Source organism: Sphingobacterium sp. UBA2610 (assembly GCF_002339225.1).
Classification (GTDB): Bacteria; Bacteroidota; Bacteroidia; order Sphingobacteriales; family Sphingobacteriaceae; genus Sphingobacterium; species Sphingobacterium multivorum.
Map to the genome: position 1 here is coordinate 1 of NZ_DDKA01000034.1, position 15,529 is coordinate 15,529.

The window sequence follows — 15,529 nt, forward strand, 5'->3', positions numbered from 1 at the left end:
CCAGTATTGGGGTAGTATGATATTTTGCGTCAGAAAGAGTCGTAGCAAGAGGCTTCTCTACCATTACAGGGATCTTAAGCGGGAGACAGGTCTCTGCAACGCGGATATGCTCATCGGTTGGATTGTAGGCCAGCACCGCGTCTGGCTTGACATGTTTCAATAAACTGGGTAAGTCATGGTAGAAGATTGCGTCAGGTAAATTATACTGCGTTCGTATTTTGTTTGATAAGGTTTGATTCGGTTCGGCAATACCGATAATATCGACTTTTTTATCCTTATATAAATTTAAAAGCAAGAATACGTGGTCATGGTTGAGCCCCGCAACAGCAACTTTAAGTCGCTCACTGGCCTGTTCAACTTGTTGGAAGAATAGGAGCAGGAAAACTAGGCGGATAAGATGCTTCATATGTTAAGTTTAGTTATTATAAATATACCGATTTGTGCTGAGGATACCCGTTGTAAATCCAGGTTACTTTGCGGTGCGATTGGATGATATCGGCAACAATGTCAAAATAGGTTTCTCCACGACCAGCTTTTAGCTCATCTAGTTTCTTTTGAAAATGCGTTTGATTGAATGGTGATTCTGCTCCAAGTTTCCCTCTATAATAGGCCAAAGTTGTTTCAAGGCCCAATGATGCCCTGCTGTGTGCAATATCCTTCCAAACAATGCAATGTGAAACAGCATCTTTAAAGGTACCAAATCCACCGTAAAGCAAATCGTCAAAGCCATCTAGGCTTCCTATCTTCCAGCTTTCGCTGGACATGTAGACGGCATTGATTTCTTCGTAAAAACTTGCAATATCGTTGATGCTACAGCCATCAATCACAGCCACGCCGAGATCGGGATTGCTCCCCACAAGTTGCTTAAAATCTGTCCAGAGGTCCTCCCCGGGAAATACTGTTCCAGCTGCTTTGTTTTGCCATTTGTTCAACAATTGAACGAGTTCGGTTCTAATGGTACTGGGGTGATAGGTCAATGAAGACAAAAATGAGCTTAATGCAGTGCCATCCGAATCACTGACCAAAAAATGAGCAAGTGTACCGACCAATTTTTTTTCATCTGTTTTCATCTCTGACCTTTATTTTTAATCGTCTAAAAATAGCCTAACGAAATCGTTTGCGGTTTTTTAACAAAAAATCCTATACATTTAACTATACATTTAGGGATAAATCTAATGTTATGATCTACCGATTTACGTGCTATAGTATATTAATTCTTGTGAATATACTCTTTAGGTTTGGGATTTCTGTATTCGGACAGCAACATCCTAACGTTATTGTCATCCTGAGCGACGATGGAGGTTATGATGATTTTGGTTGTTATGGCGGTAGGGAGGTCTACACTCCAAATATTGATGCACTTGCGAAAAATGGCGTGCGTTTTCAGTCGGCCTATGCCTCAGCTTCAGTATGCGCTCCTTCTCGGGCGGGCTTACTTTCTGGCCGCTACCAGCAGCGCTTTGGTTTTGAACATAATATTTCGAAACGTCCCACTGCGGGCGTCGCACCGGAAGATATCGGAATGGATACGCAGGTAGCCACCATTGCTGACTTCATGAAGTATAACGGCTATAAAACTGTAGCGATTGGCAAATGGCATCAGGGGGATGGTCCACAATTTAATCCATTGAAACGTGGGTTTGACCATTTCTATGGTTTTATCGGTGGTGACCGGCCTTACTTCCCAATCCATGGAGCCGCGAAGCCAACGCAGCTGCTTTATGACGATCGACATGTCGTTCCCGAAGACTCGATTCATTATTTGACTGAAACATTGACCAATAAAGCAATTGCGTATATTCAACAGTATCGAAGCCAGCCCTTTTTTATGTATTTAGCTTTCAATGCAGTGCATACACCTGTCGAAGCGCCCCTGAAGACTATTGATAAGTATAAAAATGTAGCTGATCCATTGCGACGTGCTTACTTGGCTATGCTGGATAATATGGATGAAAATATTGGACGTCTGGTTGAACATTTAAAGCAAGAAGGACTTTATGAAAACACCTTAATCATTTTTATGAATGATAATGGAGCGGCAACAAATAATGGCGCAGACAATGGACAATTGCGTGGTTTAAAGGGATCGAAATGGGAAGGTGGAATCCGGGTTCCCCTTATCATGCAATGGCCAGCCAAGCTACCGAAAGGGATAACATCAGATGCCATGGTATCGGGAATGGATATCTTACCCACCAGCATCGAGGCAATAAAAGGGAAGAACATCCAGGGGCAGCAAATCGATGGCATCAGTTTGCTATCTTCCTATAAAGATGTGAAAAATGGGCACGACTATTTATTCTGGCGTCGAGGGATTGCACGTGCTGTGCGACATAGAGAGTGGAAACTGATTGTGGTTAAAGATGATCCGATATTATTGTTCAATCTTAGGGATGACCTTTTCATAGCCAATAACAGCCTGGGCAGATTTGGTTGGCGAGAGAGCCTTGTTTGGTTCAAGGCTTGTTTGATCGCTACTCTTGGCAAAATAATAAGCCAAGGGCTCCAGTCGGTTATATAAGCCGGTTCCAAAGGAAATCGTTTGGTCTGTGGCAACATGCCAGTTAAGGCCAAATCTTGGCTCGATAGACCAGCTCTTGCTCAGCGCAAAGTAATTTGTATGTACGCCGGTGTTGAGCGTCAATTTTTCGTTTAATACTGTTTTTAACTGTGCAAAAGCATTATAAGTACTTGTATTTCCAGTCTCATTAATCCGCTCTGTCAATGCCGCTAGCTCGGTGTCGTAGGACAGCGCATAGAGGTCATAGTGTAATAAACTTGCATTTAAGCCCGCTCTAATCGTGTTTTTACTGTTGGCGCGATAGTTTAGCGTACCCGCATAGCGAAGAGCCGTATTCGTAAATTTGTCCTTGTGATAGAGGCTGGAAATATAGTCCCGTGTTAATGTATCGGTGCTATTGGAATTACGGCTAAGGGACATGGAAACAATATTGGTGAAATATAATCTGTCGTTTGCAATGTATTGATGTTTTAGTCCAGCGCTCCCTGCGTTGAATTTTAAATTTAGATCCTGGGCGTCTGTTCGTTCTTCCCATTTTTCGTAATTACGCTCGGCAGTTTGTTGAAGTTTCCCCAAACCACCTATACCGAATAAGGAAAAGGTTCCGGCTTTTTTTGTGGGAAATACAAAATTAAAAGAAAGGTCCTGATATTTTGGGACGCCAGTGTCTGAAACTTTTACACCTACTTTTTCCAGTAGACTCAATGAAGAATAGCGGTAACTAATTAAATAGGAAGCGTCACTTCCTTTTTTGAAAGGCCCTTCTAACGTTGCTCCTACGCCCAGAATTCCGACGTTGAATGTGTATTCGCGTTTGTCGGTATTTCCCTTACGGAACCTAAGATCAAAAACACCTGCCGTTGCATTGCTGTATTCCGCGGCAAGTCCACCGGTATAGAAATCAGATTTTCCCATTACCATGGTATTGAGCATACTGATTCCGCCGCCTGCAGCGCCTTCGGCTCCAAAATGATTGGGATTTACAATTTCGATACCTTCAAGCCGCCATTGCAGGCTTTTGGGGGAATTTCCGCGAACAATAATTTCATTGTCATCGCCGCCGGCAGCAACACCTGGAAAACTCTGTGCCATACGGGCGGGATCAAAAAAGGCGCCAGCATAGCGGTTGGTCTCTTCCGGCGAAAAAGAGCGTCCACTCGTCATTGCCATCTGGTTGAGCGGTTGTTTTCCGGCATTGGCATAGACGACAGCTTCGTTTAATGCATTTATTTGCGGCTCCATTTCCACATTGACCATATTCTCCCGTCCACTGGTGATCAGTAATTCCGTAAATTCTTCTGGTTTATATCCGGCCATGCGAACTTGAAGCTGTTGACGCCCAACTGGAACTTGCTGCAGCCGAAATATGCCCTGTGCGTCTGTACTTACAGACTTTGTTCCATCACTGGATGAAATGACAATTGTGGCACCTGTAAGCGGTAATCTGGTAGTTTTATCTATCACGGTTCCTTTGACAGTTTCGGTCACAACCTGATTTTTTTGCTTTGGCGATGCTGGTTGTTGGGCGAATGTAAACCCTGCTTGAAGCGATAATCCAATGAGTAAGATTGGCGATAGTTTCATAAAAGATTAGTTTTTATCTTTATGACAGCCGACTTTCAATTTACCCTTAGCTTTTACCGAATTTTTTGTTTTTCACCCCACGAATATGCATGATTCAACTTAAGTTCACTTGTCATTACAGAAAATTTTAGGCTCTTTTCTTATAAGTAGTTATTAACATAAATGTTGTTGATTACGAGTTAATTAACATTGTTGTTAACATTTTGGGTTGCCGTTTTTGGACTGAATGCGTAATTGGAAAAAAGCAGGAGATCCTCGATGTTTTTAACAAAAGATCTGCTCTGTATTAGAAAGTTAACATGTTTATTAACAATTATTGCGTGGATGTATGCCTATCCTCGCTAGTGGCGCGAAGTGCTTTCTGGCTCTCAATCAGTTTTTATCTGTTTAGTTAAAAATATGTAATTTATTGTAGCGATATTGGTAGAACGATCGTCATACAGCTATAACTAATGGAAACCGCAATGAATAAATTATTTACGGGGATTTTTGCTATCCTCTTATTATTGACGAGCTGCAGTAAGGAAAATGAAGTGACTGTACCTATGGATGTTCAAAAACAGCTGGAAAGTTTTGAATGGAGCCCTATCGTGTCTGCGAAAGGGACGACAAACGAGCAATTGAAGCACAAACCGAAAGATTGTGAAAAAGATAATGTGTATACGTTCACATTTGCTGAATCAGCTAATAAGTTCACTATCAATCGTGGTAAAGAACTATGTGGGGATGATAAGCTAACATTTGAAAGTTTGATTTTTGCTGAACAACAGCATCGCGCATTTAGCTATGATAAAGAGAAGAAAAGTATCAAGTTTGCCGACAGTAGCCCTTACCAAAGTTATGAGGTACAGATTGATGGTGATCAGCTCATATTAATTTCACGCAATAATAATCCTGCAGCATATGCAGCTCCAGTTGAATACTATTTTCAAGGTAAGCGAATGGCTGCAACAAAATAAGTAGTATATTTCCTTTAACATTCAACAGGAAGACGGCTAGCCGTCTTCCTGTTTTTATTCAATTCTGTTTTGATGAAGTTGCAATTGAATATTCCACATTACTCTTTTCTTTGTCTACCTGTTTTGTTGTGGCCCAATGTGCAAGAGTGAATTTCGTGGATATTTGCCATTTGCTCTCCTCTACTTCAATACATAAAGTAGACCCTGTGTTAGGTTATTTAGATGAACGCTGTTCAAACCAATGCCGCCGCCCTATGATTATTAAAAGAATCAGGAATCAAAATTTAACTTGATTATTTAGGCTAAATCGTTAATTTAGTGGTTTGGAAACCGGTTGCATAGTGGCGTGAACTAATAAAACCGGATCCAATTAATGAAGAAAACTAGATAAATAATAATCCACTTATGAAAGTCCGTATATTACTGATGGCGGCAATGACGACATTGCTCTGCCCACAACTTCAAGCCCAGCAATTGCCCTATAAGAATAGTGCCTTACCTATTGAAAAAAGGGTAAGTGATCTATTGGGAAGAATGACTGTGGAAGAGAAAGTCGGGCAATTGAGCAAATTGCTGGGCTGGGACATGTATAGCAAGAACGGAAAGCAGGTTACAATCAGCAATAAATTGCGAAAGGCGGTAAAAGAACAGCATATCGGATTATTATGGGCAACCTTACGTGCCGATCCCTGGACACAAAAAACCTTGCTGAATGGTTTGAGCCCTGTAGAAGCTGCGCGCGCTACCAATGCGATCCAACGTTATATGGTGGATAGCACGCGCCTTGGAATTCCATTGTTATTGTCTGAAGAGGCGCCACATGGACATATGGCTATTGGTGCAACAGTGTTCCCTACCGCGATCGGACAGGCGAGTACATGGAACCCACAGTTAATCCAGGCTATGGCTTCAACAATCGCCATGGAGACTTATGCCGTGGGTGGTAAAAACGGTTACGGTCCTGTATTAGATTTAGCGCGAGATCCACGTTGGTCGCGTACTGAAGAGACCTATGGGGAGGATCCCTATCTTATTGGACAAATGGGAAGCGCAATGATCCGTGGTTTTCAAGGGGAAAAGATCGGTGAGCGGGATAAAATAATAGGTACTCTAAAGCATTTTGTTGCCTATGCGGCTCCGGATGGCGGTCACAACGGTGAGTCCGTGTCGTTTGGCGAGCGAAGCCTGAAACAGTATTTTCTCCCGCCTTTTGCGCGTGCTGTAAAATCGGGAGCTGGTTCAGTGATGACCGCTTATAATAGTATTGATGGTATTCCTTGTTCTGCCAATTCCTGGCTGTTGAATGACATCCTACGGAAAGACTGGGGATTTAAGGGATTTGTCGTATCGGATCTATTAAGTATATCGGGGCTCAATGGCGGACATGCAACAGCAGCGACTGCCGAGGAAGCGGCTTCGCAAAGTATACATGCCGGATTGGATGTCGATCTAAGCGGGACTGGTTATGGTTCAAATCTGCTTAGGGCTGTTCAAGAGGGGCTCGTTGAACCCGCTGTTCTCGATACAGCAGTGGCCCGTGTACTGCGAATGAAGTTCAATCTGGGACTTTTTGATCATCCTTATGTTGATGAAAAGTTGGTAGCGCAAAAAGTCGCTACGACGCAAAATAAAACGGTGGCAAGACAGGTGGCCCGCGAGTCGATCGTTTTGCTTAAAAACGATCAGCATATCTTACCCTTAAGTAAATCGTTGAAACGAATCGCCGTTATAGGGCCAAATGCCGATAATCCTTATAATCAGCTGGGCGATTATACTGCTCCACAGGCCGATGGTAAAGTGCAGACTTTGCTGACCGGAATACGGGCGGCAGTTGGTAACAGTACGAAGGTTGATTATGTGAAAGGTTGTGCGATTCGTGATACCAGCAATTCCGATATTGCTGCCGCCGTCGCAGCTGCAAAGCAGGCCGATGCGGTGGTTTTAGTCCTGGGTGGTTCGAGTGCACGTGATTTTAAAACGTCGTATCAAGCAACTGGGGCAGCCAATGTTGATCCCAATACGGTAAGTGATATGGAGAGCGGAGAAGGATTTGATCGCGTTTCTCTGGATATGATGGGCGATCAGATCAAGTTGCTGAAAGCGATACAGGCGACTGGAAAACCCCTTGTACTTGTTACGATTATGGGAAGACCATTGAACTTAAATTGGGCCGCTGACAATGTAGCAGCAATTGTGAATGCATGGTACCCAGGACAGGAGGGAGGCTTGGCAGTTGCCGATGTCTTGTTTGGCGACTACAATCCCGCGGGAAGATTACCGATTTCGGTACCTCGTTCGGTCGGCCAGCTTCCGGTACATTACAACCATACAAAACCCAAACATCACGACTACGTGGAAATGTCGGCTAAGCCATTGTATGCTTTTGGCTATGGGTTGAGTTATAGTAGCTTCGATTACTCCAATTTACAAATCTCTTTGAAGGAGGCCGAACATGATTTCGCTTGTACAGTGTCATTCGATATCGCCAATAACGGTAAATTGGCTGGCGATGAAGTCGCACAGCTGTATGTTGTGGATGAAGTAAGTTCGGTCGTGACACCGGTCATGCAATTGAAGCGGTTTGAGCGTAAAAACATTGCCGCAGGAAAGAAAGAACGCTATTCTTTTCAATTGACCAAAGAGGACCTCAAATTATGGAGTCCAAGCAAGGCATGGAAGACAGAAAAAGGAAAGTTTAAATTCTTGGTTGGAGCATCTTCCGATGATATCCGACTAAAGGGCGAAATGGAATTAACGAGAGATTATTAATCCTAAACCGCAAACAATACTATAGGGCTGCCCAATTTTGGACAGTCCTATTTTTTTTATTTGAGCACAATATGTTTGATACTTTTCCTATTCCAGGTATAGGTGATGTGGATAAGACCATTTGTGTCCTGAATAATTGTCGGATAAGAATACTCATCGTTCTTTACCCCATCTTCAAGGGTTAGAACATCTTTCCACTGTAAGCCATCCTTTGATATGGCGACATGAAGTTTTGTGCGTCCTTCCCACCAGTCGTTGCCAGCGATAGCCGGATTGAAGACGATCATCAATAAACCATTATTTAAACGGATGGCGTCGGTGGCAGAATTGGGATTGAGCAGGTTTGTGGCTTGCCAGGGGCCCCAGGTAAGGCCTTCATCTGCTGAGAATGCTGCCATCACTTTATTTTCTTTACTTCGACAAAGCACCTGAATGCGTCCATCTGCGTGTTGGATCACACTGGGCTGAATAACCTGGATACTGGTATCTGGGCGTATTGCGCTGACGGACCAGGTGCGGCCATGATCGCGGCTGATTTCCAGGTGTGCTTTCCAGATTTCTGTTTTGGATTCCGTGCTGGAGGGGGAGAGCAGCAGTCCGTTTGTCAAGGTGAGCGGTTTATTCTTGATAGGCCCCAATATACCTTCAGGTAACTGCTGCGGTGCTGACCAGCTGGTTCCCTTATCAATCGAATGTTTGACATAGCCTTTCCATTCTCTGGGGTTGGGGCCTATTTTATAATACAAAGATAGGGTGTCACTGTGCGGGTATTGATAGAAAACAGGATTCCATGTTGGAAAGCGGTTGTCACCAAGGATACCGTCTGCAATCTGTACAGGACGCTGCCATTGTCCATGACTATACAGTGAACTCCATATGACAACATCGGGGTTAGATTCATGAGTACCACCAAACCAGGCTGCCAATAAACTGTCTTTTCCGATAACTTGAATCGTGGAGGCATGGCATTGCTGGAATGGAACCTGACCTGTTTTAAAGATTTGCTCCGATACCAGGATCTGAGGTTTATACGTTGCACATGAGGATACAAAAAGAAGGATAAATAATGGAAATAGGTTGATTTTTTTCATTGGAATTTAAGGTTCTAAAACCCCTATAGTTTGTTGATGACTTATTTTCTTATTCCTGAGCAGCTTTGGGGATGTTAAATGTTCAGGCGATCATCGGTAAACAATGACCTTGTTAAATGATAAAATTCCGTTGGATCGTATCCAACGGAATTTTATGTTATTTGCTTTGCAATTGAATTGCCGTAGCATAGTTAAATCGTGTACTAGGACTTCTCAAGGTAATTTGGTTACCACGTTGCGACCAGTCCAATTTACCTTTATGACCTAAAATAGCGATCTTTTTTACGCTAAAGTTATCAGGTACTTCAAACACGTATTCATTGGGCTGCTGGTAAGTGTCACCTTCAGAAAGATGGAATACATTGACCACTTTACTGTCTTTGCTTCTGGTGTAGTAATAGTCACCTTGGTGATACGGAGCAATGGTACGTGTTGCAAACACTGCAGTTTGATTGATTTTCATCCAGGCTGCCAGCTCGTTCAAGCGATCGTATGCAGCCTGATCGTAATCTCCTGTAGGGCCAGGGGCTATGTTCAATAAGTAGTTTCCGCCGCGGGAAATAATTTTTACCAATGTTTCAACAATCTTTTTGGTTGGTTTGTATTGGTCGTTGGGCACATAGCTGAACGAATTACCCATGGTGATGCAGCTTTCCCATGGAATATCCAAGGGATGTTCAGGAATCGCTTGTTCGGGAGTGACATAATTTTCCCAGTTTCCAGGTACCGTACGGTCAACGACGATAATGCCAGGTTGATTTTTCCTTGCCATGCCACCGATGCGGTCCATGTCAATATTTTGATCCATTTTGATCGTCTGTTGCCAGTCAACAGATTTGTCAACCGTTTCTAAGGGGCGGACCTGGCCACCATCCAGCCAAAGGATATCGACTTTGCCATATTCGGAAGTCAGCTCGTTGATTTGATTGTAGGTAAAGTCTTTGAATTTTTGCCAGCGATCCGGATATTTTTTAGGATCGTAATTTACATTTCTGTCTTTTGGCGGAAAGTAGGACCACCAGTAGTAATCGGAGTGCCAGTCCGGTTTGGAGAAATAGGCGCCAATTTTGAAGCCGTCATTGCGGAATGTGTTGAAGATTTCTTTGGTTACATTGGCCTTTGGATTTGTCGAAAATGGCGTTTTTGCGGAGGTGATTTTATAATCCGATTCTTTGGTATCGAACATGGCGAATCCATCGTGATGTTTGGTCGTAAAAACAACGTATTTCATGCCAGCAGCTTTAGCGGCATCGGCCCATTTCTGTGGATTGAAATCCGTAGGATTAAAGGTAGTCTGTAGATTTTCGTAGTTCTTGAGGTATTCAAAATAAGTTTTACCATGTTCGGGTTTGCGTTGGGTCCAGCCTTCATCTTCAGGACAGATACTCCAGCTTTCAACGATTCCCCATTGACTATAGGTACCCCAGTGCATGAAAAGACCAAACTTCATATCTTGCCATTGTTCGAGATTTTCAATCACTAAGGGATCTGTCGGTTTTTGATAGCCATTAGATACGTTATGTGCCTGGCCAAACGCTAGTGTTGCGCTTGAAGCGATCAGCGCAGTGGATATAATGGTTTTTAATTTTTGCATGGATAAAGATAATGAAAATGATAAAAAGAAGGCCACCTTAGGTGGCCTTCTTGTAGATAGATGTAGTGTATACCTTAATTAACGTCCCAGAAAAGTTTGGTGTTGACGTTGTCTTGCGCTTTTACAGCATTATAATTTGCTGAATTATACACGCTTTCTGAAGGAGGTAAGTTAAATTTTACTGGTACTGTCTTTTGAATGTCAGCGTTTTGAACAACAAAATCAAACTTAGGCAGATCCAAACGACGTTGCTCAGACCAAGCTTGTACAGTTTGCAAAACATTAAAATGTATCCATTTTTGCGTTGCAATTAGTTCAAGTTTATTAGATGCGCCTGCCCAGTTTACATTATTGATATAGGTAGTGATCGCTTCAGTCGTTGGAGCAGCGGGCGCAACAACGGTATTGTCGTTGGATCTGCTTCTAATAATACGATATAAATCAACAGATTCTTTAATGCTGTTTTCAAATGCTGTTTTTGCAGCCGATGCATTTCCAGCTTTATTGTAGTACTCTGCCAGCAGTAAATTTGTTTCAGTTGCTGAAAATAATATACCTGGAAAAAATTGATTTCTAGAATATGTTGAGCGGTTGTAGATCGCCAATGTTCCTCCTGTAGCTAAAGCAGTTTGATCGGCACTTACTTTACTTTGATCTAGCCCAATATATTTCCCCGCAGCTTTTTCGCCTGGCTCAAACATAAAAGGTAATCTTGGATCTACTTTTTCAAGCATGTTGTCGATCATCCGCTTACTAGCTAAGTTTGCATACCAACCACTAGCTTCGAAGGCATCTTTGATATTTTTAGTTTGGATACTGTTATCGTCCAGGTTATAAATATCCAGTTGGGCGTTTTCAGCGTTCGTTAAAATCAGTGGATTAGTAGTTTGATTATTAACAATTTCTGCAATTTCCTGATTTGCTTGTGTGGCAAATTTTGAGCTCGCTGAAACTCGTGTTAGTATTCTTAGCCTAAGTGAGTTACAATATTTTTTCCACATTGCGATATCACCATTATTGATGATATCTTGCGTCTTGAATTTGTTGGCGGTAGCACTACTTAATGTAATTGAATTCAATTCAGCGCTGATACTTTTTAAGTCAGTCATGATGGCCGCATAGATGTCTTCTGGTTGGTCATAGGCCGGATACGAATTTTGATAATCACTATTGTTCGTACTCAGCATACCCGCTTTAGACCATGGAATGGCCCCATGTAGATCGACCGTTTGCTGTGTTTCATCGTAAAATAGAACTTTAGCAGTTAGATAGTAGATTCTACTTTCTTTCTTAGCTATTTCATCTGATTTGTTGTAGATTGTTTCTAGCTCTCTATATTGTGCAAGTCCCTCGTAAAATCTTGACCAACGGTCCTCGATAGCAGCGGCTCCTGGCAATAACTGGTTTGTCTCATTAATCCAGCCTGTGATATGTAAATATCTAAATATGGTTGGTCTAAGGGTAACAAATAAATTTCTATATTCAGGGACAATTAATTGTCTGTAACTGTAAATCATACCTGCAAACTGTTTTTCAACGGTCGTCTCGGTTACTTTTCCTGGGTCACGGTAGTTTTCATCAAATGAACTCTTACTGCAAGAATTTGTGAAAGCTAATGTGGCTGCGCACAGCCCCATATATAATATATATTTTTTCATGTCTTTAATAATTAGAAGCTAGCACGTAGCATTAAACCATATGTTCTTGTTGCCGGACTTGTTCCTGCATTGGAAACTTGATCAACCCAATTTGACCCACCAGTCATTTGTTCAGGATCTAGATCCTTTATACTTCTGTAGATAAAGAATAAATTACGTCCAAATGCAGAGATTTGAAGGTTTTTAGCTCTTAATTTCTGTGCAACTGATTTTGGAAGACGATAAGCTATTGAAAGCTCGCGCATCTTGATATAATTATTCTTTTGTACATATAGTTCGTAACGTGAGTTAGAATATTGTGGTCCGCCCCAATTGTATGTGTTGTTGTAATAAACGGCTTGTGAAATAATGTTGTCGTTTTGCGATCCGTCGGCTTTAACTCCAGACATCAACATCCCATCATGATAAACAGTCTCTCCATTTGGACCTGTACTTCCGGTTGTTGCGATCCCTTTTCCATTGGCGATATAGTAGCTAAGCCCGCCATGTTCTGTATCCATGTTGTTTAAACTTTCCTCTAAGAGACCTCTACTGATCATCCAGTTTATACCGGTAGGCATAACATGGCCACCCCAGCGAAAATCAAGTAAGGCATCCAAGGTGAAATTTTTATACGTGAATGTATTTGTTAAACCACCGACAGCTTTAGGCATTGCATTTCCTGCTTTGATCCAAGAATTGGCATCCACTTGGTATAAGCCGTTATCTTGGACAATTTTATTGCCATTTGCATCAGTTGCTACTGGATGTACCATGATATCGCCCATAGGTTGGCCTACTTTTGATACTAATTGTGCCGCTGCACCATCATAATCTTTATGCAAAAGTTCAGAAACGCCACCTGGCAACTCTTCTACGATATTTTTATTCATTGAGAAGTTTAATACTGTATTCCATTTAAAATTCTCATGCTGTATTGGAGTACCTGTGATTGCAAATTCCCATCCTTTGTTGCGTAAAGTTCCCACATTTGCAACGATTGAACTCGATCCCATAGAAATTGGCAGGGTATAGTCTAGAATTTGGTCCTGGATCAAGCCATTATAGTACGTGATGTCGAAGCCCAAACGATTATTTAATAATCGTGTTTCCAAACCAAATTCATATTCTTTTTTTCGTTCCGATTTAATTTTCTCATTTCCAAAGGCACTCGTTGGCACATTTGTGTAAATTACAGCTTGACCTCCTTGAGTCTGTACTCCCATGGTGTTCTGCGTATAACTTAGTGGGCTTTGATAGATCCTAGGATAGTTACCCACGATACCAAATGATCCTCTTAATTTAGCATAACTGAATATTTCAGGTAAATGGAATGCTTCGGATAATATCAAACTTGAGTTTACAGAAGGATAGTAAGTAACATTGTCGTCCGGGTGCATTGTTGAGATAATTTCTCTTCTCAATGTTCCTTCAAGAAACCAGTAATTTTTATAGTTAAAGTTTAAGGTTCCAAACAGCGCATCTCTCAATTGATTTCTGCGGTAATTGTATTTTGAATTTCCACCAATAGTATTTACCGAAGCGTTGATATCATACCAATTTCTTACGCTTAGTCCACCCGCAGTTTCCCGTTGTACATAGGTATCCTGACTTTTGGTTGCGGTATAACCGAGCATAGCACCAACTTTGATGTCTTGATTGATTTGTTTGCTATAAGAAGCCAAAAAATCTGCATAATAAATATTGGCATTTTGTTGGCCTAGACCAAAATACCCTGTATTTTCATAAGCTAGTGGTTTTTCATTAGGTTGTTTATCTTCGGTACGGAGTGAGGTCATATCTGCCGAGAAACGTGCTCTTAAAGAGAAATCACTTGTTACTTGCCAGGTATTTGTTACTGATCCTAAAACGCGATTGGAATATTCATCATATTGTCTTGCTTTTGAGTTCCAGATAAAATCCAATACGTCTGTTTTATAGCCATTATAGATTAAATTTTCTGATGGTGTTAAGCTTTGGTCTGTGCCTGTAACATATTTATAACCTAAGCTTGTTTTATATTTGTTTAGATACCACTCCGGATTGTCAAATGTTGAAATCATCCCGGTGAAGTTATTGATTAAACGATCTGTAAGGAATGGTCTGTTATGTGTATGTTGGTTCACATAATTAACGACCACGTCTGTTGTTAATTTATCCCAAAGTTTGAACGAGGAATTTAAATTGGCAATATTCTTCTTGTTTGAAGATTCAAGCGCGGTCATCTGATTATCCTGACGTGTGACCGAGAATCTTGTATTTGAATTTTCAGTAGTATGACCAAGGGCTAAATTGAATGAAGTATTATTTGGGTTGTTGAATAGTTTGTTGTACGAATTTTGAGCTGAATATGGACGTACAACACCGTCCCAAGAAATAATGTCTTTACCGTCAAATTTAGGTCCAAAGTTTACAGTAGCCGGAAGTACGCCACGCGTTACGCCATTAATTGCTAGGTTATTATCATAATAGAAAAACATATCATCAGCCTGTCCATCATTCTGATAGGCTTTTGTATAACCAGGGCCTCTGACATCTTGAAATCTTGGTAGATAAGCAATTTTATCATGCGTGTAGGTGGCATTAAAATCTATAGAAAAACCCTTTCCACCTTTCCCTGATTTTGTCGTTACCAATACCACCCCGTTCATTGCTTCTGACCCATACAAAGCTGCGGCAGAAGCACCTTTTAGAATGCTGATGTTCTCAATATCTTCCGGGTTGAGATCTTCTAAACCATTTCCGCGGGCACGTTGATCACCCCAATAATCCGAATTGTTAAAGCTTGATTGTCTCATTGGCACCCCATCGATAATAACCAATGGCTGTGAATTCCCTGTGATTGAGTTAGTACCACGGATATTGATATTAATACCCGATGTTGCTCCTCCGGGTGCTGCTGAGATGCGAACTCCAGGGGCTTTACCATACAATGCCCCTGCAAAGTTCGGTGAACCGGTTTTTGTTAACTCTTTAGAGTCGACCGTGCTCATGGCATAACCAAGTTCCTTTGGAGCACGTTTAATACCCATAGCAGTAACAACAACCTCATCCAGGTTGGAAGCATCTTCTGTTAATTTGATGTTAATCGTCTTTGAGGAACCAACGACTATTTCTTGGGACTTGTATCCGACAATGGATACACGTAAGACTTCACCTTGTGAAGCTTGAATTGTAAAAGATCCATTGGCGCCTGTTTGAGTACCTCTGGTTGTTCCCTTAACAGAAACTGTTGCGCCAGAGACTGGTCCATTAGCATCTGAAACTATTCCAGAAATGCTTTGCTGCGCATAAAGCGATGTCGCACTGAAAAGTGTACATAACGCCAATCCTGCAGTTTTTTTGTAAAATAGACTCATGTTTTAGGTGTTTGT

Annotated in this window: 9 protein-coding genes and 1 pseudogene; 3 read left to right on the forward strand and 7 right to left on the reverse strand. The window is 41.7% G+C overall.

The genetic code is table 11. The features are described from left to right. A partial coding sequence (locus B4Z47_RS23045) for a Gfo/Idh/MocA family oxidoreductase (RefSeq protein ID WP_286727988.1) occupies window positions 1–406 on the reverse strand: 406 nt, incomplete at its 3' end. A 16-nt stretch (window positions 407–422) separates the two neighbouring features. Next, window positions 423–1,070 carry a hypothetical protein gene (locus tag B4Z47_RS23050; protein WP_286727990.1) on the reverse strand — a complete coding sequence of 216 codons (648 nt, stop codon included), beginning with the start codon at window positions 1,068–1,070 and terminating at the stop codon, window positions 423–425. Window positions 1,071–1,180: 110 nt separating this feature from the next. Here B4Z47_RS23050 and B4Z47_RS23055 point away from each other — a divergent pair, with 110 nt between their 5' ends. After that, complete coding sequence (locus tag B4Z47_RS23055) at window positions 1,181–2,521, forward strand: sulfatase-like hydrolase/transferase (RefSeq protein ID WP_286727992.1); 1,341 nt, start codon at window positions 1,181–1,183, stop codon at window positions 2,519–2,521. A gap of 1,215 nt (window positions 2,522–3,736) precedes the next feature. Here the strand turns inward: B4Z47_RS23055 and B4Z47_RS23060 are convergent. Beyond that, window positions 3,737–4,105, reverse strand: a pseudogene (locus tag B4Z47_RS23060) (carboxypeptidase-like regulatory domain-containing protein); the annotation flags it as partial. A 464-nt stretch (window positions 4,106–4,569) separates the two neighbouring features. Between B4Z47_RS23060 and B4Z47_RS23065 the strand changes: the two are divergent. Together B4Z47_RS23065 and B4Z47_RS23070 are read left to right on the forward strand one after the other, a co-directional pair. After that, window positions 4,570–5,064, forward strand: a complete 495-nt coding sequence (locus B4Z47_RS23065) for a hypothetical protein (protein ID WP_147282000.1) — start codon at window positions 4,570–4,572, stop codon at window positions 5,062–5,064. 405 nt (window positions 5,065–5,469) lie between these two features. Next, complete coding sequence (locus B4Z47_RS23070) at window positions 5,470–7,833, forward strand: glycoside hydrolase family 3 N-terminal domain-containing protein (RefSeq protein ID WP_286727994.1); 2,364 nt, start codon at window positions 5,470–5,472, stop codon at window positions 7,831–7,833. A gap of 56 nt (window positions 7,834–7,889) precedes the next feature. Here B4Z47_RS23070 and B4Z47_RS23075 read toward each other — a convergent pair whose 3' ends face one another. From B4Z47_RS23075 to B4Z47_RS23090, 4 genes are all read right to left on the reverse strand, one after another. Next, the gene (locus tag B4Z47_RS23075; RefSeq protein WP_070563497.1) at window positions 7,890–8,924 is read right to left on the reverse strand and encodes a sialidase family protein; all 1,035 of its coding nucleotides are present in this window, start codon (window positions 8,922–8,924) and stop codon (window positions 7,890–7,892) included. A gap of 157 nt (window positions 8,925–9,081) precedes the next feature. Then, window positions 9,082–10,518 (reverse strand): alpha-L-fucosidase, encoded by a 1,437-nt coding sequence (locus tag B4Z47_RS23080; protein ID WP_286709398.1) that lies wholly within the window; start codon window positions 10,516–10,518, stop codon window positions 9,082–9,084. Window positions 10,519–10,592: 74 nt separating this feature from the next. Continuing rightward, window positions 10,593–12,176, reverse strand: coding sequence for a SusD/RagB family nutrient-binding outer membrane lipoprotein (locus tag B4Z47_RS23085; RefSeq protein WP_286727996.1), 1,584 nt, complete (start codon window positions 12,174–12,176; stop codon window positions 10,593–10,595). Between the two features lie 11 nt (window positions 12,177–12,187). Next, window positions 12,188–15,514, reverse strand: a complete 3,327-nt coding sequence (locus B4Z47_RS23090; protein WP_286727997.1) for a SusC/RagA family TonB-linked outer membrane protein — start codon at window positions 15,512–15,514, stop codon at window positions 12,188–12,190. Between the last annotated feature and the right edge of the window lie 15 nt (window positions 15,515–15,529).